Source organism: Pseudonocardia sp. EC080619-01, from assembly GCF_001420995.1.
Lineage (GTDB): Bacteria > Actinomycetota > Actinomycetes > Mycobacteriales > Pseudonocardiaceae > Pseudonocardia.
On the sequence record NZ_CP012185.1, the window covers coordinates 515853 to 535569 of the forward strand.

General features: G+C 69.8%; 21 protein-coding genes. 15 read left to right on the forward strand and 6 right to left on the reverse strand.

Annotated features, from left to right (window positions below; translation table 11 throughout):
* Positions 1-1194: 1194 nt before the first annotated feature.
* The gene (locus AD017_RS30570; RefSeq protein WP_060577170.1) at positions 1195-1833 is read right to left on the reverse strand and encodes a hypothetical protein; all 639 of its coding nucleotides are present in this window, start codon (positions 1831-1833) and stop codon (positions 1195-1197) included.
* Between the two features lie 50 nt (positions 1834-1883).
* Between AD017_RS30570 and AD017_RS34875 the strand changes: the two genes are divergently transcribed.
* Positions 1884-2123, forward strand: coding sequence for a TetR/AcrR family transcriptional regulator (locus AD017_RS34875; RefSeq protein ID WP_060577171.1), 240 nt, complete (start codon positions 1884-1886; stop codon positions 2121-2123).
* 141 nt (positions 2124-2264) lie between these two features.
* Here the strand turns inward: AD017_RS34875 and AD017_RS34880 are convergent, their stop codons facing one another.
* The 3 genes from AD017_RS34880 to AD017_RS36755 form a co-directional block, all read right to left on the reverse strand.
* Positions 2265-2534: a hypothetical protein gene (locus AD017_RS34880; protein WP_060577172.1), complete on the reverse strand. Its 270-nt coding sequence runs from the start codon at positions 2532-2534 to the stop codon at positions 2265-2267.
* A gap of 73 nt (positions 2535-2607) precedes the next feature.
* Positions 2608-3684 (reverse strand): PucR family transcriptional regulator, encoded by a 1077-nt coding sequence (locus AD017_RS30585; RefSeq protein ID WP_369822011.1) that lies wholly within the window; start codon positions 3682-3684, stop codon positions 2608-2610.
* 346 nt (positions 3685-4030) lie between these two features.
* Positions 4031-4306, reverse strand: a complete 276-nt coding sequence (locus AD017_RS36755; protein ID WP_060577173.1) for a GreA/GreB family elongation factor — start codon at positions 4304-4306, stop codon at positions 4031-4033.
* Between the two features lie 984 nt (positions 4307-5290).
* On the opposite strand from AD017_RS36755, the gene AD017_RS30600 reads away from it, so the two are divergent.
* The 13 genes from AD017_RS30600 (at position 5291) to AD017_RS30655 (ending at position 16426) form a co-directional block, all read left to right on the forward strand.
* Entirely contained in the window at positions 5291-5755 is a 465-nt protein-coding gene (locus tag AD017_RS30600) for a TetR-like C-terminal domain-containing protein (protein ID WP_082538490.1), read from the forward strand.
* 280 nt (positions 5756-6035) lie between these two features.
* A complete protein-coding gene (locus tag AD017_RS34890) occupies positions 6036-6257 on the forward strand; it encodes an antitoxin VbhA family protein (protein WP_145984187.1) in 222 nt (73 codons plus the stop codon).
* Positions 6254-6829 carry a Fic family protein gene (locus AD017_RS30605; RefSeq protein ID WP_060577176.1) on the forward strand — a complete coding sequence of 192 codons (576 nt, stop codon included), beginning with the start codon at positions 6254-6256 and terminating at the stop codon, positions 6827-6829. The genes AD017_RS34890 and AD017_RS30605 overlap by 4 nt, the downstream gene beginning before the upstream one ends.
* 737 nt (positions 6830-7566) lie before the next feature.
* Positions 7567-7920, forward strand: a complete 354-nt coding sequence (locus tag AD017_RS30610) for a M24 family metallopeptidase (RefSeq protein WP_060577177.1) — start codon at positions 7567-7569, stop codon at positions 7918-7920.
* A gap of 181 nt (positions 7921-8101) precedes the next feature.
* Complete coding sequence (locus AD017_RS30615; protein WP_060577178.1) at positions 8102-9130, forward strand: LacI family DNA-binding transcriptional regulator; 1029 nt, start codon at positions 8102-8104, stop codon at positions 9128-9130.
* A gap of 55 nt (positions 9131-9185) precedes the next feature.
* Positions 9186-9962 carry a cyclase family protein gene (locus tag AD017_RS30620; protein ID WP_060577179.1) on the forward strand — a complete coding sequence of 259 codons (777 nt, stop codon included), beginning with the start codon at positions 9186-9188 and terminating at the stop codon, positions 9960-9962.
* Positions 9963-9994: 32 nt separating this feature from the next.
* On the forward strand, positions 9995-10774 hold the full coding sequence (locus AD017_RS30625) for an enoyl-CoA hydratase/isomerase family protein (protein ID WP_193408795.1): 780 nt from the start codon (positions 9995-9997) through the stop codon (positions 10772-10774).
* 4 nt (positions 10775-10778) lie between these two features.
* Complete coding sequence (locus tag AD017_RS30630) at positions 10779-12992, forward strand: xanthine dehydrogenase family protein molybdopterin-binding subunit (protein ID WP_060577181.1); 2214 nt, start codon at positions 10779-10781, stop codon at positions 12990-12992.
* Between the two features lie 2 nt (positions 12993-12994).
* Positions 12995-13789 carry a xanthine dehydrogenase family protein subunit M gene (locus AD017_RS30635; protein WP_060577182.1) on the forward strand — a complete coding sequence of 265 codons (795 nt, stop codon included), beginning with the start codon at positions 12995-12997 and terminating at the stop codon, positions 13787-13789.
* Entirely contained in the window at positions 13786-14235 is a 450-nt protein-coding gene (locus AD017_RS30640; protein WP_060577183.1) for a (2Fe-2S)-binding protein, read from the forward strand. Before AD017_RS30635 ends, AD017_RS30640 begins: the two co-directional genes overlap by 4 nt.
* A 79-nt stretch (positions 14236-14314) precedes the next feature.
* Complete coding sequence (locus tag AD017_RS30645; protein WP_060577184.1) at positions 14315-15637, forward strand: MFS transporter; 1323 nt, start codon at positions 14315-14317, stop codon at positions 15635-15637.
* An 86-nt stretch (positions 15638-15723) separates the two neighbouring features.
* Positions 15724-16197 carry a hypothetical protein gene (locus AD017_RS30650; RefSeq protein WP_060577185.1) on the forward strand — a complete coding sequence of 158 codons (474 nt, stop codon included), beginning with the start codon at positions 15724-15726 and terminating at the stop codon, positions 16195-16197.
* Positions 16184-16426: an alcohol dehydrogenase catalytic domain-containing protein gene (locus AD017_RS30655; RefSeq protein WP_145986102.1), complete on the forward strand. Its 243-nt coding sequence runs from the start codon at positions 16184-16186 to the stop codon at positions 16424-16426. The genes AD017_RS30650 and AD017_RS30655 overlap by 14 nt, the downstream gene beginning before the upstream one ends.
* Here AD017_RS30655 and AD017_RS30660 read toward each other — a convergent pair.
* Positions 16415-17506, reverse strand: coding sequence for an IS630 family transposase (locus tag AD017_RS30660; protein WP_060575005.1), 1092 nt, complete (start codon positions 17504-17506; stop codon positions 16415-16417). The two genes, AD017_RS30655 and AD017_RS30660, sit on opposite strands and share 12 nt — an antisense overlap.
* Between AD017_RS30660 and AD017_RS30665 the strand changes: the two genes are divergently transcribed.
* Positions 17484-18260, forward strand: coding sequence for an NADP-dependent oxidoreductase (locus AD017_RS30665; protein ID WP_145986103.1), 777 nt, complete (start codon positions 17484-17486; stop codon positions 18258-18260). The genes AD017_RS30660 and AD017_RS30665 overlap by 23 nt on opposite strands.
* A gap of 411 nt (positions 18261-18671) precedes the next feature.
* Here the strand turns inward: AD017_RS30665 and AD017_RS30670 are convergent, their stop codons facing one another.
* Positions 18672-19688 carry a YafY family protein gene (locus AD017_RS30670; protein WP_060577188.1) on the reverse strand — a complete coding sequence of 339 codons (1017 nt, stop codon included), beginning with the start codon at positions 19686-19688 and terminating at the stop codon, positions 18672-18674.
* Between the last annotated feature and the right edge of the window lie 29 nt (positions 19689-19717).

Sequence of the window (19717 nt, forward strand, 5' to 3'; positions counted from 1 at the left end):
GAGTCGGCCGTCCGCGTGTCGGCGCCGAGGTCTTTCAGCACGGTGATTGACTACGGCGCTGCATTTCAGGTGTGCCCGAATGCCCGAGGGGAACTCGGGGAGCCGTGAACTGATCCCCGGTCGTTGTATCGACCGTGGTGCGTACTCTGTCGGCGTGGTCGGGCTGGTGGCGCTCTCGTGCTGTGGTCTCAAGTGGGTGGGCGCCGACCGCGCCCATTGCTGTCGACGCACGGGAGGTTGTGGGGCCGTGTTCGATGACGCCGAGCTGTGGGACGACCATCGTGAGAGCGGCAGATGCCTTCTGAGGCTAGCTGATCTCGGTCTTGTGCAAACCAAGAACGGAATCTGGCGTCGCCACGACGATGCCGCGTGAAGCCGACGGGTCGAATCTCGGTTCGTCAGCCACTCGGCCGGTGTCGTCGGTTCGTATGGCCCTGGCCACGCGGGTACCGGGAGTTGATCCCCTCCCGTGCTGCGGGAGTTGAGCAAGGTGGAAGACTGGGCAGAGTTCCGGCGGCTGCATCGTGCCGGAGCCTGCCGACCCAAGGAGATCGCCCGGTAGGTGGGTCTGGCCCGGAACACGGTGCGGGCCGGGCCCTGCGCAGCGGCCGGCCTCCCGCCTGTCCACGGCCGACTCGAGGTTCGGTGGTCGCCCGTAGGAGCCGCCGGTCCGAGTCCTGCCAACGACGTGGCCGCGGATTCCGAGCCCGGCGATCCCGGCAGCGCATCGACTGGCCTTGCTCCGAGGGCCCGTTGAACGAGCGCCTACCGAAGATCCGCCGGGAGCATGTCGGTGTCGATCCGGTCAGCCGGTGTCTGGTCGGTCGGTGACGCTCTGCCCAGGGTGACCGGTGGTTCTCGCCGACGCAGATCCCTGTCGGACATGGGCGGCCGCGAAGCCCTGGTAATGGTGAGGGCCCGGAGCTACTTACGGTTGCTGTCGGCATCGGCGTTGCCCTCCCGCCAGACCGGTGCCTGCTCTCGGGCATGTGGGTCGGCCACCGGCGGCTCGGCCGGGCCCCGAAGACCCTGGTCGGGGACCGCGGGGCCGAGGCCGCGATCAAGGGCCGGGCGAACGCCCCGGGCACCGTGTGTGCTGGCACGATGGTCACCCGGATCCAGCTCGTATCGAACCCTGTCCGGGGGCTCCTACCGCCCAGAGCGCACCCCGAGCTGCTCGGGAAGCGACTGAGATCAGGGCCGAGCATGATCGCTGATCGGCTCGCCTCGTGCCGGCAGGTTCGCCACCAGCCGGTCGAGCAAGTCGCTGTCGCTACGCCGAGCCCGGACCCCCACCGAGGTCGGAACGCCGGGAGCGGGAAACGACCACACGACTCGGCCTGGACCGACGGCATCGAGAGCTGAGTACCATTCCCGCAGCGGTTCGCGGAGCCGGAGGTGAAGATCGAACGACCGACGCCGCCGGGACGAGTCACCGACCTTCTGCCGACGTAACACCTCCGGCGAAGGAACCGCGACCAGCACGAGGTCGGCCAGACCGAGCCGGCCTGCCGCGAACGCCGCCCTCACCCAGCGCAGCTCGTGGTCGAATCTCGACCAGGGCGCTGCACCGATGCGAGCCAGCGACCACGAGTAGTGCAACTTCAACGGGTCGCTGTCGCACAGCACGATCCGGCTGCCCTGCCGCTCCAGGGCCACTGCCTCTCGCCAGCGGCCGCTGTTGACCTCAACCCAGTAGGCGCCCTGCCGAGAAGGCTCAGAGTCGTCCGGCTCGCGCCCGGTCGGCGAGTACTCCGCCACGGTCGGCAAATGCTGCTGTGCGCACCAGGTGGTCTTGCCAGCTGCGCTGGGTCCCTCGACGGCAACGATCACCGCGTCATCTTCCTCCGTCCGGCCAGCCCACGACCGGTCCCCGGGAGGGAGTGGGTGCGGGTACGGCTCGCGACACCTTCTCCCAGGCAGGCCTCGGACAGGCCGAGACCCGGTCGCGGTTGCTTGCCGCTGCCGCGGAGGTGTTCGCCGAAGCCGGGTTGGCCGGTGCCTCGGTGGAGCGGATCATCGAGCGGGCCGGCTACACGCGGGGAGCGTTCTACGGCCACTTCGGCGACAAGAACGCTCTCGTCGTGGCGTTTCTTGGAGGAACGGACCCACCGCGAACGTGACGAGGTGGCCGCACTCGTCGACGCGGAGGGGGACACCTGGGAGGCGCTGTGTGCCCGGCCTTCGCCGTCGGGTCGCGTGAGGGTGCCGCCGCGGTCGGGCCCTACGGGCTCGGTGCCCGGGTCGGCGCCTGGGGCGGGTGCTCAGTGCCAGTACAGGTCGTCGGCGAGTCCGCAGGCACCGGCTTCATCGTGGGTCAGTGCCCGGTCCCGGTCCGGGAGCAGGGTGTAGGCGATGACGATGGCGGCCAGTCGGCGAGCGTCGGTCGCGCGTGCCCGGCGCCGCGGTCCGGTTCCGCCCGGGCGGAACCAGCCGTCGGAGTCTGCGACGACGTCGGCGTCGTCGAGTTCGGTGGAGCTGTCGGCGAGGGGGCGTCGTGCCCGTAGCTGTCGGTGCGGTCCGGTGCCGTTCACGGTGCACTCGAGTCCTGCCCGGCGAACGATCTCTGCAGCCAGTTCGAGTTCCAGGGCGGGGCACGTGCCGGGGTCAGTCCGCATCGCCGGTGCGGAGGTCGTGCTCGGGCCAGTCGAGCAGCCGGGCGCCGAGGACCGCGGCGTGCAGGGTGAAGCGGTGGCTCGGGTCGGTGGGGTCGTGGCCGGTGAGTTCGGCGATGCGTTCGAGGCGATAGGACACCGCGCGGACCGACAGGTTCAGTCGGCGGGCGGTCTCGGCGGTCACACAGCCGGTGGCGAAGTAGGTCTCGGCAGTGTTGAGCAGCGGCTGTGCGCCACCGCGTGCCTGGGCGAGGGGCGCGACGACGGTCTGGACGAGGTCGGTGATCGCCGGCTGGTCGCGCAGCAGCACTCGGTAGACCAGCATGTCTTCTGCTCGAAGCAGGGAGGTGCGCAGGCGCAGCCGGGCCGCGGTGCCCAGGGCGTCGCGCGCTTCTTCGTAGGAGCGGGCGATGCCGTAGGAGCCTGGGTGTGGGCGCCCGACTGCGACCCGCCATGGAGTTGCGCTGGAGGAGCGGTTGAGGTCGCGGTGCAGCAGGACGCCCAGGTCGGGGTCGTGCACGCTGGTGGCCGGTGCCACGACGACGATCCGGCCGTCCTTGGTCGCGACGAGCACGTCGCGGTCGCCGACACCGTCGACGACCGACCGTTCCAACGCAGCGGGGACGGTGTCGGTGCGGGCCGCACCATGGGGTGCGGCGAGGGCGACCTGGTGGGGGCGGCCGAGGTCCAGCCCGAACGGTTCGGCCCGCTGGACGAGACCGGCGGCGTCGCCGTCGCCGCGAAGCAGGTCCTCGATGACCTCGCGGCGCAGGGTCTCCTCGTTGCGGACCATGTCGCGGCGGGCGGCAGTGTAGCCGTCGGCCAGCGCCGCCACGGCGAGGTCGACGGTGCGTAGCACTGCCTCGGCGGCGCGGGCGGTGGCGACGGTGTCAGGGAATCCGACGGTGTCGGGAAGCTCTCGCCAGAGCCGCCAGCCCGCCGACAGGTAGAGCTGGACCGCGTTACCGGCCGAGACACCGAGCTCGGCGGCGCGTCGCCCGTTGTGTCCGACGGCGTCGAGCTCGGATCGGTCGGGTAGCCGGCCCGACGTAGCGGCGTCGACCAACACAATTAGGAAGTCGCCGAGGAGCTCCGCGGGTACGCCGCCGGCTCCGTGACCCGCGTCCTGGGCGACGCGGCGCAGCCAAGCCTGTGATGCCGTCGTGCCGGGGCGGGTATCGATCGCTGTGCCGCACCGCTGCTCGCCCGCCTCGTCACCGCCCTGGGGCCGTACTGGCTGATACACCACTTCTCCGCTCACACGTCGTTGGAAGGCACACGCGCCGCCCCGTGCCCGCAGCACGACCCCGGCCGGCAACGCCACGATGCCCGGAACACCCTCGGCAGTGCACGGGGTGTTCCGGACGCGTCTCCTTGTCCTACATTGCCGGGCCCCGGCAGGAACGGCGCGGTGGTCAGCGGTTGTAGGGCGCCACGCGCAGAAGCAGGCACCCGCCGGTCCCATCGCCGGGAAGCGGGTAGCGGACGTACTCGCCTTCGCGGGCGCCGTGCAGTGCGCGCCCCAGTGGTGAGTCGGGCGAGCACGCCGTGACCGTGCCGCCCTGGTCGTCGTCGTGGGACAACAACACGGTTTCGAGGCCGCCGTCGTCGTAGCGCACAGTGACGGCCATTCCGGGTTCGGCGATCCCGTCGTCGGCGGGGCGACGGCCGATGACCGGGTCGAACAGCAACTCCTGGAGCCGGCGGATGCGCTGCTCGCGAGCTCGGTGCTCGGCACCGGATTCGGCGAGGTCGGCCCGGTCGCCCTCGCCGGTCGGGACGGTCGCCGACCGTTGCTCGAGCAGATCGCCGAGCTCGGCGCGCAGGTGAACGTAGGTCTGCTCGGTCAGTCAGATCCGGGTCGTCGTCATGGCTCTCGCTCCTCGTGCTGGTGTTCCTGGCCAGCAGGCCTACCAGAGCGGGCCGCGGATTCCACGCCGGTTGCCGAGCCTCGGCAGGGCAGTCACCGCCGCGATGCTCGGGTCCGGAAGCGCGCGAGCCAGGGGAAGTGGCTGGTGCTGTCCGCGGCCTGAGGACCGGGTGTAATGGCGCCGCCGACCACGGGGCCAGTCGACACGTGCGCACGGTGTCGGTTTCGTGAACCGGTGAGGGCTCGCTTCGTGTGATGGATCGGGTCCGCGGGCGGGCAGTATCCGCAAGGCCGCAGCGTGACGGTGGCCTGGGGGAGGGGGGCAGAGCGGAGTTCCGACTCGGACGGCTGGGCTATCGGTTGGGCTTTCCCGCGGGGGCCGGCTGCTTGCTCGCCGAAGTCGGCCGGGGTCTGTGTCGGTGTAGTGCGTCGGCAGCAATTCTAGCGTCAATGATTCATTGACAGCAACATTCCGTCAAACAAACGACGACAACAAAACCCCCGGCAACGACGCAGCCGCCACGCCGTGGCCTGCTCTCGTGATCGTCGGTGTCTGGGCAGGAGCCCCGGAGAAGTACCGCAGACTGGCAGGGGAGCCGTTGCTCGTCGCCGCTCGGGTCGTCGCGGAGCGCGTCGGTGCCATGCTGGTGGTGCGGGGGTTCTACCCGCACGTAGAGGAGCCCGAGAGCGTCAGTGGCCCCCGTCGACGCAATACGCGGTCCGGTGGTTTCGGCTGCTTGTGGGGCCGGGACGTTGGCGCCGCCGGGGTGGGCCTGGCGTGGTAATCGGGCTCGAGCTCGGAAGTATGGACGAGCTGCGCAGGGCCGTGCGGACGGATGGGTTCTCTCGCCTGGATCGGCGGCTCGACCGCAGCGTTGCCACGGCCGACCCGGGTGCCACACTAGCCGCGATCGCGGGTGCCTATGTGGATTTCGCCGTGGAGCACCTGCACCTGTACCGCGCCATGGTGGTGGAGCGCCCACCGGGGCCCGAGCACAGGAACGAGCCCGACCCGGGAGAGCTGACTTTCCGGCGGCTGGAGTTGCGGGTGCTGAGCGGGATCGAGCAGGGACGCTTCCGAGTCGGCACCCCGGCGACGGCGCAGCTGTGGGCGGCGCTGCACGGCCTCGCGAACCTGGCGCTGGCCGAGACGGTAGCGCCTGGTCAGGTCCGCGCGGTTCTGGCCGATCTGCTTGTGCGGCTGAGCATCGGCTATGGCGACGAGCCCGAGTTCGGACAGGCGTCGGTCGATGCGTCATTGGGCCTGTGAAGGCGAAGACGCAGGGCAGGGGTGATTGGGCTGTTGGACGAGGGCCGGCGACGGCGTCGCGGTGAGCGCGGCGCCCCGATCGTCCGCGACCGGAACGGGGCGCAGACTGGGTGCGGCGTCCGACGCGTGCCCTGCCCGGGTCCGCAAGTCCACGACCCACGGTGACGGCGGCCACATTGCGGCGTGTGGGGGCGCCCGCGGTCGTTCGCTGGAGCCAATGGGTGAGGTAGATTGTCTGCGGCAGGTGGCCGTAGGCGACGTCCGGGACGAGGTGTGAGCGATGATGCTGGACCAGCAGCATCGGGTCGGTGTCTCCGGCGGTCGTGAACCGTTGCCGTCGCCGACGTGGGAGCGCGCGGCTCGTGAAGCTGTTGCGTCGGTGCGAGCCGAGGGCTTGGAGCCTGGCCCCGACACAGTCGCGACGCTGCGGGCGATCAGTGCAGGTGAGACCTGTGTCGAGGACGCCGTTGCGGCGATCCTCTCTCCCTATCGCTCGGCGTGAGCTGGGACCCAGACCTCGATCTCGAGCACGGCGTCCTAACGAACTTGCAGGGCATCACCGACCGTTGCGAGCTCGAGGCGGTCGAAGCGCAGGTGACGGCGATCCGGATCGCTGAGCTCGCGATCGATCCGCCCCGCGGGCGCTTCGACCTTCCACACCTGCAGGCGATCCACTACAAGATCTTCGCGGACTTGTACCCGTTCGCCGGTCAGATCCGTCGGGTACGTCTCGGTAAGGCTGGCACTGTGTTCTGCCCGCCGGAGGAGATCCCTGCCTACGCCGCGGTCGTGTTCGATGGTCGAACCGATCCGGCCCGGCTGCGAGGGCTCGTGCGGGGTGAGGTCGTGGACCTGCTCACCGCCCTGATGGCGGGCCTGTTGTTCCTGCATCCATTCCGGGAGGGAAACGGGCGCGCGGTGCGCGCCTACCTGCAGTTACTTGCTATGGCTGGTGGGTGGCCGCTGTCCTGGGCCGGGCTGGGACGCGATGACAACGCGCGGGCCGGTCGGGACGCCTGCGCCGGGGATGTAAGCCTGCTTCGCGTGATTGTGGGTCGACACCTCGGCACGTGACCGGGTGGAGGCCTCGGCGATTTTCGGTCGGCGCCGATGATCGGGCGGCGAGCTCCGCGGACGAGGACCTTGTCGCGAGGCGGTCCGAGCGGCGACAGCGACGTCGTGGGTCCCAGTGGCACCGCTGTTGCGGTCGCGACGTCGTGGGCTTCGAGGACGCGCGGAGGTCCAGTCGGGTCGGCGGTGGCGGTGGCGGTGGCGGTGGCGGTGGCGGTGGCGAGCATCGCGGAGGCAGCCAGGCATCGTTTGGGATACCCGAACGACATCCGGCGCACGCCCACCCGCTGACCAGGCGGGCCAGATTGTGTCTGCCGACCACAGCGACCCGGCCCCCGGTCAGTTCGAAGGCGCGCTGTGCCTTGTCCGCCTCGGCCTGCACAGCGCGCTCGACGCAGCCGGGCCCGGCGACCAGGATCGTGTCGGTCCGGTGCGCGACCAGCGCCCCGGTGCACGTAAGGAAGTGGTTCGATTCAACGAAGATATCTTGATCAACCATCGGGGTTAGGTTACGCTAACCTTGCTGCTTCGTGGTGGGAGCGGCGTTCAATTCGGGTAGACGGTGGCTCGGTCACCCCCACGACCGGGCCACCGTCCCCCTCTAGGCTGCTGCCTAGGGGAGTTGGCTAGCCTGGACACCAGCGGATGTCCGCCGATGGCGGAGTGAGCGCGGTCCGAAGATCCTCCCGGCCTCGCCGCACCTCACACCGCAGAAGAACCAACGACCGCCCGGGCTAGGTGTGCTCACCGACGAGATCACCGGCGAGCTGTCGGACGCGCGGGCGGCGGTCCGGTGGATGCCGCACGGAATCGGCCACATGCTCGGCGTCGACCTGCACGACTGCATGGCGGTCGCCGCCGAGTGGATGACGGCCCCACTCGAACCCGGTCACGTCATCGCCGTCGAGCTCGGTGTGCACCTCTCGCCCCACGACGCACACGTACCCGGACACCTTCGCGGGATCGGCGTACGGATCGAGGACGACGTCGTGGTGACCGAGGACGGGTACGAGAACCTGACCGCAGCACTGGCACGTTCCTCGGACGACGTCGAACGCTGGATCGCCTCGATGAACGCGCGCGGTGTGGCGTGAACATGCCCGAGTTCATGTCCCCGGAGCACGTCGCGGTCATGCGCGAGCGGCTGCTCGGTGAACCGACCGCATCGCAGCCCGACCCGCACCACCCGAGCTGACCGGACGCGACGAACTCCGCCGCGCGCCGGCCGACTGCACCAATCACACCGGCTATCGTCGGCAGCGGACAGGAGGTCGCATGGCGGAGCATCTGCGGCGTCGCCCCACTCTGGCGGACGTGGCACGGACAGCGGGTGTGGACGCAAGCCTGGTCTCCCGGGTCCTGCGCAACGATCCGCGTGGCTTCGCCTCCGCGAAGACGCGCGAGCGGATCCACGCCGCCGCGCAGGAGATCGGCTACCGCGCCAACGCCGCCGCGCGGGGCTTGCGGTCCGCACGGACCATGACGTTGGGCCTCTTGCTGCCGGGCTTGTCCAGCCCGGTCTACTCGTCGATCGCGCATGGGGTGGAGGAACGGGCTGGGCGGCACGGCTACGGCCTGGTGCTGGGCACGCACGCGGCTGGCGATCCGCACGAGACAATGACGGACATGCTCATGCACGGACGCGTGGACGGGCTGCTGGTCTCGTCCGGTCGGATCGAGGACCGGGCCCTGCGCCGGTTGGTCGATCAGTTCCCGCAGTCGGTGGTGCTGGTAAACCGGCAGGTCCGCGGGGTCGCGGCCAGCGTCGTGTTGCGGGACGCCGACGCGTCCGCGGTGGCCGTGGCACACCTGGCGGAGCTCGGGCATCGGGAAATCTGCGGCATCTTCGGCCCGGGCAGCCTGGACACGATGGTCCGGCGCCGGCGGGGATTCTTCGCCGAGGCCGAGCAGCAGGGGGTCCGGGCGGGCGCGGTGGACATGGCCGAGCGGGACCAGCGGGCCGGGTTCGACGGGGTTCGGCGGGCGCTGGACCGCGATCCCCGGCCCACTGCCGTGGTCGCCGCGACGTTCCCCATGGCCGTCGGTGTGCTCGCTGGGCTCCACGCCGCCGGCGTTGCCGTCCCAGCTCAGATGTCGGTCGTCGCCCTGCATAACGACGACCTCGCCGACTACCTGGTTCCGCGGCTCACGGCGGTCGCGCTGCCGACCGAACGTCTGGGTGCGGAGGCCGTCGAGCTGGCACTCGCGCTGGTCGACGGTGGTGAACCGCGTCGTGTCGTGGTGCCCGACCCACCGCACCTCGTGCGCCGGGAGTCGACCACGACATTGATATCAAACGATTGACGCCCCCGGTGAACTGCTCGTAGCTTTCCTGCGTCACCGCAGAGGAGAGTCACCGATGACCCGCATCGTCGACATCTCGATGACGCTCGAGAACGGGGTCCCCTCGGACCCGCCGGGCTACGAGTTCGAGATCGAGTACAAGAGCCATCAGGACACACTGCCGATGCTGCAGCGGCGCTACGAGGGCCTGCAGCCCGACGAGTTACCGAACTCCGAGGCGTTCGCGCTGGAGACGGTGCACCTGTCCACCCACAACGGGACCCACGTCGACGCGCCGTGGCACTACTCGTCGCTCATGGACGACGGCAGTCGCCCGCGCACCATCGACAAGATGCCCCTCGATTGGTTCCTGCGCCCGGGCGTCAAGCTCGACTTCCGACATCTCGAGGACGGCTACGTGGTCACGGCGGCCGACCTCGAGGCCGAGTTCAAGCGCATCGACTACGAGCTGCAGCCTCACGACATCGTCCTTGCCAACACCTCCGCTGGCTTGCGCTTTGGCGAGAAGGAGTACGTGCAGAGCGGGTGCGGCTTCGGCAGGGAGGCCACGCTCTGGTTGTGCGACAAGGGAGTCCGCGTCGTCGGCACGGACGCCTGGAGCTGGGACGCTCCCTTTCCCTACGTCGTGGAGCGCTACGCCCACGACAAGGACGCCTCGATCATCTGGGAGGGGCACAAGGCGGGCCGCCACACCGAGTACTGCCAGATCGAGAAGCTCCGCCACCTCGACCAGTTGCCCGACCACGGCTTCACCGTGTCCTGCTTCCCGGTGAAGATCCATGCGGCGTCCGCGGGCTGGACCCGCGCCGTCGCCATCCTGGAGGACCGATGACGACCGACAGCGTCCACAGCCACGCCCGCGCAATGTCGCACCTCGACCGGGAGCCGACGTCCTTCGACTCCTATAAGGACCGCTACAAGACGATTCGCATGGAGCGGACGGACGGGATCCTCGAGGTCGCCTTCCACACCGACGGCGGCCCGCTGCAGTGGAGCCTGCTGGCGCACAACGAGTTCGAGGACGCCTTCCTCGAGATCGGCCGCGACCGCGAGAACGACGTCGTCATCCTCACCGGCACAGGCGAGGCCTTCAGCGGCCCCGCCATCGAGCCCGGCAAGCACCCGAACCGCCGCACCATGACTCCCGAGATATACGACCCGATCCAGTGGGAGGGCAAGCACCTGCTGCCGAACCTGCTGTCCATCGAGGCCCCGGTGATCGCGGCCATCAACGGTCCCGCCGTACGGCACGCGGAGATCCCGCTCGTCAGCGACATCGTGCTGGCCACCGAGGACACCTACTTCCAGGACACCGCGCACTTCCCGGGTGGGATGGTGCCCGGGGACGGCATGCACATCGTGATGCCGCTGCTCATGGGCCCGACCCGCGGCAAGTACTTCCTCTACACCGGCCAACAGGTCAGCGCCGCGCAGGCCAGGGAGATCGGCCTGGTCAACGAGGTGCTTCCACGCGAGGACCTGCGCCCCCGGGCCCGCGAGCTCGCCCGGGTCCTCCTGCAGCAGCCGCGGCTGGTCCGTCGCTACACGCGGACCGTCCTGACCGAGGACCTGCGCCGGCGGCTGCACGGTCTTCTGGGCTACGGCCTCGCCCTGGAGGGCATGGCACGGATGAAGAGCGGTTGATCCGATGAGTGCGACGAGTGTCCGGTTGCTCAAGCGGGACGCGTTCGCGTTCGCCGGTGGCTCGGCGCTCTTCGTCGACGACATCCGGCCGGACGGTCTGCTGCACATGGCGGTCGTCCGCAGCACCCGGGCGCACGCCCGGGTGCTGCGGGTCGACACTGCCCCGGCCAAGGCGATACCCGGCGTGGTCCGGGTACTGGAGGGCCGGGAGGCCTCGCTACACCTGCGCCCGCTGCCTTATCAGTTCGGCGAGCCCGAGCTGATCGGCGGGCGGCGGGCGGTGCTGGAGGCACTGCCGATCGAGGAGATCCGCTACGTCGGGGAACCGGTCGCGGTCGTCGCGGCGGAGAGCCGTCGAGCCGCCCGGGCGGCGGCCGCCGCGGTAGTCGTGGACTACGACGACCTGCCCGCACTGCTCGACGCGCGCGTCTTCCTCGCCGACCCGGATCCGCGGCACGTCATCGCCGAGAACGAGACGGTGTCGGGCGATGCGGACCAGGTACTGCGCGCGGCCGAGCACGTGATCCGTACCGAGTTCTCTTTGGGGCGCAGCAGCACCGCCCCGATCGAGCCGCGGGGCTACCTCGCGGACTGGGACGGGTCCAGGTTGACCGTCCATGCGGCGCACCAGCAGCCCTTCCAGCTGCGCGCCGAGCTGGCCGAGGTGCTTGCCCTGCCGGTCGGATCGATCCGGGTGGTGGTGCCGAACGTCGGCGGAGCCTTCGGTCTCAAGATGACCGGGCCTGTCGAGGAACCGCTGGTCTGCCTGCTGGCCATGCTGTGCGGGCGGCCGGTGAAGTGGATCGAGACACGTGCCGAGTGTTTCCTCGGTGGGGGCCGCGAGCAGCTCCATGACGTCGAGGTCGCCCACACCGCGAACGGGCGGATCCTTGCGTTGCGGGACCGGATCGTGATCCCGGTCGGTGCCGAAGCCGTCCAGCCTGGCTGGCGACAGGCGTTCGTCAGCGTCGCGGCGTTCCCCACCGCCTATCGCGTCCCCCATCTCGACGTCCGATCTCGGGTCGTCGCGACCAACCTGCCGCCCTGGCACTCCTGCAGAGGCTTCGGAAAGGAGGCTCCGGTGTTCGTCATGGAACGGATCATGGACATGGTCGCCCGCCGAACGGGGATCACCCCCGCCGAGGTGCGCCGGTGCAACCTGCTGCGGCCCGACGACCTCCCGCACCGCATGGCGTCGGGATACCGGGTCGACAGCGGGAACCTCCCGGCCGTGCTGGATCAGGTGCTCGAGCTGGACGTCGGTGCGAACGACGGGATGGAGGCCGACGGCGTCGGCCTCGCCGTGGAGGTCACCCCCGAGGGCGGCGGGCATGCCGCCGGACGGAGGGAACCCGGCGACGCTCCGACGGTGGCGGCGCCGGAGGCCGCGGCGATCCGCCTCCGGCCCGACGGCACAGTTGAGGTGCGCACCGGTGTCACGAACCCGGGCGGCGGCAACGACACAGCGCTCGCCCGGCTCGCCGCCGGGGAACTGGGGATCGCCCCGGCGCAGGTCCACGTGGTGCAGGGCGACACCGACCTGTGCCCGCCGGGAACCGGCAACGCCAGCAGCCGGGGCGTCGCGGTCGGCGGGCCGGCCGTCGTCCTCGCGGCCCGCGCCCTGGCCACCACGCTCGACTCCCTCGGCGTCGAGAAGATCGACGCGGGGATCTGGACGCGGCACGGGCCGCTGGAGCACGTCCGGGAGTACCAGCCGGACCCGCCGGCCGATCTCGCATACCGCTACAGCTATCCATACTTCTCCTCGGGTGCCTACGTCGCGCGGGTCGACGTGGACCGGGCCACCGGTCGCGTCCGGCTTCGCTCGCTGACGGCCGTGCACGACTGCGGCCGGGTGATCGAACCCGTGCTGGTGGAGGGGCAGCTGCAGGGCGCGATGGCGATGGGCGCGGGGCTGGCACTGTCGGAGGAGAGCCGGTTCGACGAGCGGGGCGTACCGCAGGCCTCCTCGTTCAAGGAGTATCTCGCTCCCCGGGCGAACGACCTGCCGGACTTCCTGATCGGCCACCACGAGACCCCCGCACCGCACACCCTGCTCGGCGCCAAGGGCGCGGGCGAGGCCGGAGTTGGCGGGGCGCTGGCCGCCATCGCCAACGCCGTCGACGACGCCCTGTCGCGCCAAGGCGGCCGGGAGGTCATCACGGCCCCTCTGGACCCGCCGGCGGTGCTGGCCTTGCTACCGGAGGAGGCATCGTGAGCATGATGCTTCCCCGGACCGTCACGGAGGCGGTCGCGATCCTCGCCACGAGTGCCAAGCCGCTGGTCGTGGGGGGCGGCACCCTCTGTGTGCCCGCACTGGCCCGGGGCGAGATCGTGCCGACGGACGTCGTCGACCTGGGCCGGGCAGGTCTCGACACCATTGTCGACGGCCGGTCGGTCGAGATCGGTGCACTCGTGAGCTACCAGCAGCTCATCACCTCGACCGTGGTGCGGCGCGAGCTCCCGCTTCTGCACCGGCTCGCGTCGGGCATCACCGGCGGGATCCAGATCCGACACCAGGGCACGCTGGTCGGAGCGCTCTGCGCCGCCCGGCCGCAGTCCGATGTGCCCGCCGCCGTCGTCGCGCTCAGGGCGGAGGTGCTCGTCCGGAGCGCGACGCGAACACGCACCGTACCGGCGGAGCGGTTCCTCGCCGGCCCGATGGCGCCGGACCTCGCGCCAGACGAGCTCGTCGTCGGGGTGCGGATCCCGAAGTGTCCCGACGGATCCGGGTACGTTAAGCACAAGTTCGCCGAGTCCTCCTGGCCCGTCGTGACCGCCGCCGTCGTCCCCGGCCGGGTCGTGCTCGGGGGAGTGGCCGGTACCCCGCAGGTCGTTCGGCTCCCCGCCGGGGTCACAGCCGGCGCCACCGTTCGCGCCTCCGTGACCCGCCGTCTCGCCGCGCTGCCCGCCGAGCACCGCTGGAGCGACCTGCGTGCGCCGTGGGACTACCGCAGACGAGTCGCGCCCGAGATCGCGGTGCGCGCCGTCGAGCAGGTCAAGGAGACCCGATGAGGCTGCAGGTCGACGGCGTGGCTGTGGAGGTCGACGCCTATTCCGAGGACGTCCTTCTCGACGTGCTGCGCCAGGACCTGGGCAGCACCGCGGTGCGCGCCGGGTGCCGCAACGGCGATTGCGGTACTTGCACCGCGATCGTCGACGGCCGGTGCGTCAAGACCTGCCTGGTGCTCGCTGGCCGGGCCGACGGTGCCCGCGTCGACACCCTCGCCGGCCTGGGCACTGAGGCGGAGCCCCACCCCGTGCAGGAGGCGTTCATGGCCGAATACGCCTTCCAATGTGGATTCTGCCTGCCAGGCATGATCCTCTCCGCCGTCTCGTTGCTCGACGCCAACCCCTCGCCTACGGACGCGGAGATCCGTGACGCATTGAGCGGCAACCTCTGCCGCTGCACCGGATACGCCAACGCAGTCCGCGCCGTCCGGCGCGCGGCAGGGCGCTAGCGGCACAGACAGACCGAGAAACACCCCACCACGCGGCAGCCCGCCGCCGTGGCGGACCGACATGCCCAAAGGAGGGCCCATGTCCGCACCCAGCGAGTCCACCCGGACCAGCACCTCACCAGGCACCCTCCGCACCCTGCTCGGAGCGGGGGTCGGAAACACGCTCGAGTGGTACGACTGGAGCGTCTACGCAATCTTCGCCACGTTCTTCGCGCAACAGTTCTTCGTCGACGACGGCGCCACCGGAGCCCTGTTGTCCACCCTGGCCGTATTCGCGGTGGGCTTCATCATGCGCCCGATCGGCGGGTTCCTGTTCGGCTGGCTCGCCGACCGCCGCGGCAGGCGGTTCTCGATGACCAGCTCGATGATCCTCATGGCCGCCGGCAGCCTGCTGATCGGCGTCGCACCGACCCACGCGCAGATCGGTATCTGGGCGGCGGTGATCCTGGTCTTCGCCCGTCTGGCCCAGGGGCTGGCCCACGGCGGGGAGATCGCCGCGTCGTACACCTACATCGCCGAGATCGCCCCCCGTTCCCGCCGCGGGCTCTGGTCGACCAGCCTCTACGTCTCCGTGACCGCGGGCATCGTCCTGGCCTCACTGATCGGGGCGGCCGCGAGCAGCCTTCTCGGCACCGAAGCGCTGGAGAGCTGGGCGTGGCGTATCCCGTTCCTGATCGGCGGGCTGCTCGGGCTGGTCGGCCTCTACCTGCGCCGGACCCTGCCAGAGACCGAGGCCTTCACCGGCCAGAAGGGTGAGAGGGCAGAAGACGCGGCAGCTGCGACCCCACGCCAGCGCACCATCCGCGACCTGCTCCGCGGCCTCGCCCAGAACAAGCGCAGCCTTGCACGGATCGTCGGCTTCAGCCTGGCCAGCACGGTCGTGTACTACACCTGGGCCATCGGACTGTCCGGTTTCGCCATCACCACCAAGGGGGTACCCGCGTCAGGGGCGCTGTGGGCCACGGTCGCCGCCAACCTCGTGTTCATGGCCACGCTGCCGCTGTGGGGCAAGCTCTCCGATCGGTTCGGTCGCAAGCCGATCTTCCTCACCTACGGGGTGTCGTTCGTCGTGCTGTCCTTCCCGCTGATCGCTGCGTTGAACGACTCCGCGTGGCGGATGTTCGGAATCATGGTCATCGCCCTGTTCTTCCTCGGTGCGTTCGTCGGGATCATGCCCGCCTATTTCGCGGAGTTGTTCCCGACCGAGGTGCGTGCTTCCGGGATCGGCGTGCCCTACTCGCTCATCGTCGCGATCTTCGGCGGCACCGCCCCGTACATCCTGACCTGGCTGAGCAGCCACGACCTGGTCTGGGTCTTCTCCCTCTACTCGGTCGTGCTCGTGCTGATCGGCGTGGTCACCACCCTGCTCAGCCCCGAGACCAAGGGGCGCGTCCTGGAGTGATCGACCGGGTCGGTGCGCATCACCCCGTCTCGAGGAGGTCGGTGCCGGGTCGGCATCGAACGAATCGCGCGAAGGGAGAGAAGCTGATGCAGGACCATGAGCAGGCCGAACTGCGTCGCGCCGCCGAGAACGGAGGCGCCGCCGAGGGATTCGCTTTACACTACTCCACAACGGTGTCGCACGAGGGAGACCCGCGCGCAGTCGTCGAGTATTTCGAAAGGACCGCCTTCGTCTCGTCCGGCCTCGCTGCACGGCCTGACGGACTGGGTGACATCTACTGGTCGCTCTGGTTGGTGCAGCGCCTTCAGGTGCGTCTCGCCGAGACCCGCGGGCATCGAACAGCGTCGATGACTCCGTCGTCCTACGAAGCCTTCGCCGAGGGCCTTCACGCTGCCCTTTCCGCGGTCGCCCACGACGTCATGGACGAGCCGGTCAAGGCAGCAGCCTGCCGGGAGATGGCCGTCGCGGCAGCGCTGAGCGCTGCATCGGACCCGAACTCTGCATCCCCCACCACGGCTACCCCCAACTATCACGAGGAGCACAGCGATGCCGGGCAATGAGATGACGGCCGTGCGGATCCACGGCTTCGGCGACGAGTCGGTGCTGGCGGTGGAGACCGCACCGATCCCCGAACCTGGGCCGGGGGATGTTCTGGTGCGGGTCCACGCAGCAGCGGTCAATCCGGTCGACTCACTCGTTCGTCAGGGCGTGTTCGCGGTCTCGGACCGCCCCCTGCCGTGGATCCCTGGTTGGGACTTTGCAGGAACGGTCGTTGCCCTAGTGTCCTGAGTCAGGGATTCGCTTCAGATATCGGGTGAGTCGTTCGAGAATCTCGTCCGCGGTCTTGGTCCACGCGAAGGGCTTGGGGTTGTTGTTCCAGCCGGCGATCCAGTCGCGGATGTCGGCTTCGAGGGCGGGGACCGAGGTGTGCACGCCGCGGCGGATCTTCTTGGTGGTCAGCTCGGCGAACCAACGCTCGACCAGGTTGAGCCACGACGATCCGGTCGGGGTGAAATGCAGGTGGAACCTCGGGTGAGCCACCAGCCAGGTCTTGATAGCCGGGGTCTTGTGGGTGGCGTAGTTGTCCAGCACCAGGTGCACGTCCAGCTCGGCGGGGACCTCGCGGTCGAGCCTGGTCAAGAACGTGCGGAACTCGCTCGCGCGATGGCGGCGATGCAGCGACCCGATCACCTTCCCGGTCGTGACCTCGAGCGCGGCGAACAACGTCGTGGTTCCTGCCCGCACGTAGTCGTGGGTCAGTCGCTGCGGGATGCCGGGCATCATCGGCAGCACTGGTTGGGACCGGTTCAAGGCCTGGATCTGGGATTTCTCGTCCACGCAGAACACCAGCGCCCGCTCGGGCGGGTCAAGGTAGAGACCGACGACGTCGTGGAGTTTCTCGATGAAGTACGGATCGGTGGACAGCTTGAACGTCTCGGCTCGGTGCGGGGCCAACCCGAAGGTGCGCCAGATCCGCGAGATCGTCGATTGGGACAACCCCGAATGCTCGGCCATCCCGCGGGTCGACCAGTGCGTCGCATCAGCCGGTTTGGACTCCAACGTCGTGGTGATCACCTCGGCGACCTGAGCGTCGGTGACCGTGCGCGGACCGCCCGGACGGGGCAGGTCCCCCAGCCCGGCGATCCGGTGAGCAACGAACCGGGCACGCCACCGGCCCACCGTGTGCGCAGCCGACCCCGTCTGCGCCGCGACTTCCTTGTTCGTCGCGCCCGAAGCGCACGCCAGGATGATCCGACACCGCAGCGCCCACGCCTGCGGAGTCGACCCGCGGCGAATCCATTCCTCCAACGCTGACCGCTCATCGTCGGACAGGATCAGCTCGGCCTTGGGTCGTCCGGTCCGCGCCACCAGACCACCTTACAAATATGTCGCGAACTCGCGACTCATGACACTAGGAGGCGCGACCACCGATTGGTCCGTAGGCGACGTCGTCTATGGCCGCCCGTCGCTCGCCCGGGACGGCAGTTACGCCCAGTACCTGGCAGTCGACGCAGGTGAAATCGCGGCGGCGCCGCGGACCCTGTCCCTGGAGTCCGCCGCAGCCGTCCCGCTGGTGACACTGACCGCGTGGAAGGCCCTGTTCGACCTCGGCGAGCTCGGGCCCGCCGGGACCGTCCTAATCCACGCCGGTGCCGGGGGAGCCGGAACGATGGCGATCCAGCTCGCGCGCCGTCGCGGGGCGAAGGTCGTTGCCACGGCCTCGGGGGACGGCATCGCGCTGGCGCGATCACTCGGTGCCGATGAGGTCATCGACCACCGCACCGACGACCTCGCGGCACGCGGGCGGTTCGCCGACGTAGTGCTCGACACCGTCGGGAACGAGACCCTGGAGCGCTCCTATGCTTCCGTGGTCCCGGGCGGCATCCTGGTGACGATCGCCGGCGCGCCCGACGACGCGAAGGCGGCAGAGCTCGGGATCACCGCGCACACCTTCGTGCTCGACTCGAACGGTCCCCGGCTCGCCGAGATCGCCGGACTGATCGACGATGGTGACCTTCGACCGGTGGTCACCCGCGTGCTCGAACTCGACGAGGTGGCCCGAGCGCATCGGCTCATCGACTCGGGCCGCACCCGGGGAAAGCTGGTCCTGCGTGTCCCTTGATCGGGCTTGGGTCGCCGCGGCGGCGCGATCGGCTGCTTCTCCGGGCGTTCGCGAGCGGTCTGTCCGTGGACAGCTCGTTAGTGCCCGCGGAACTGACGCGCGCGCACGCTCACCGCTGCCGAGCTCGGGCAGTCGGACTCCGCCTGGCCGGCGCCGCGTCAGGGACACGACGGCGCCGGTTCCGAGAGCGACGATGACCCGGTCACGGTTCCCGAGGTCGCCACCGCCGTCGAGCTGGTGTCCGGCTCCAGAATCCCGATGTCCGCACCTGCCAGGCCCGGCCCGCAGCAGATACGGCGACGGGGACGCAACACCCGGAACGCCGAGACCTAACCGCGAGGCCTCTTCGCGGGAACGATCCACCCGATTGTCAGATCTTGCGTCATTATCCGACATTCAAGTCGACTCGTCTCACGATAAGGGCTCCTCGGGCGGGCGCGGCGCCTGCACATGGGCGTATCGGTGTGCGATGTGGTGGCAGGCGCTGAGGAGTTGGGGTGGGTGCACGTCGGTGAGGTCGGTGTCGAAGGTGGCGAGGATGCCGGCTATACCTGCCCAGGACCAGGCACCGAGGGTGAGGCGGCAGTGGTGGGGGCCGAGATGTTCGACCACGGAGCCGCCGGGTGCCCAGCGAGCCACGGTGTACGCGGGCAGGGCGAGGCGAGCGCTGCCGGTGCACTGCCAGGCCGCTGGGGTGTCGCCGCGGTCGTGGCTGCTCATGACAAACGTCGCGAGATCGCCGTCGGGGAGCTCGCGGGGTGCGAAACTGCTGTTGGTGGGTCGGAGGCGCAGCCGGTCCACCCGATCCACCCGCCAGCGCTGGTCGTTGAGATCGTAGGCGATGAGGTACCACCGTCCTGCCCACACCACGAGGTGGTGAGGTTCAAACTGGCGCGGTGCTGCGAAATCCGGTTCCTCGGGCGCTGCGCGGGTCCCGTCGGGGCGCACGATCTCCACGACGAGAACGTGGCGCAGGCGTACCGCGGTGCCGACGGTGGTCAGAGCGGCAGGGTCGATCGGGGGTCCGGGAAACTCCCAGTAGTTGCGCAACCTGGTCAATCGCAGCGATTCCATCGTTGCGCGCAGCGTGTCGGGCATGGCGTTTTGCACGGTGGTCAGGGCCCTGGCGGTGTCGTCGTGCAGGCCGAACACCGAGCTCGGCGCGGTCTGCAGCGCGATGGCGATCGCGAGGGCCTGGTCATGGTCGAGCAGCAGGGGCGGCAGCGTGGAGCCGGTGTCGAGCCGGTAACCGCCGTTGGGTCCGTGCACTGTCCGCACCGGGTAGCCCAGCTCCCGCAGGGTGTCCACGTCTCGCCGCACGGTGCGTTCGCTGGCGACGAGACGGTCGGCGAGATCGCGCATCGGCCACGTCCGGCCCGATCCCAGCAGCGACAGCAAGCGCAGCGTCCGATGTGACGTCATGGCCATCACAGCATCGTGTCAGCTGTCGCGGCCAT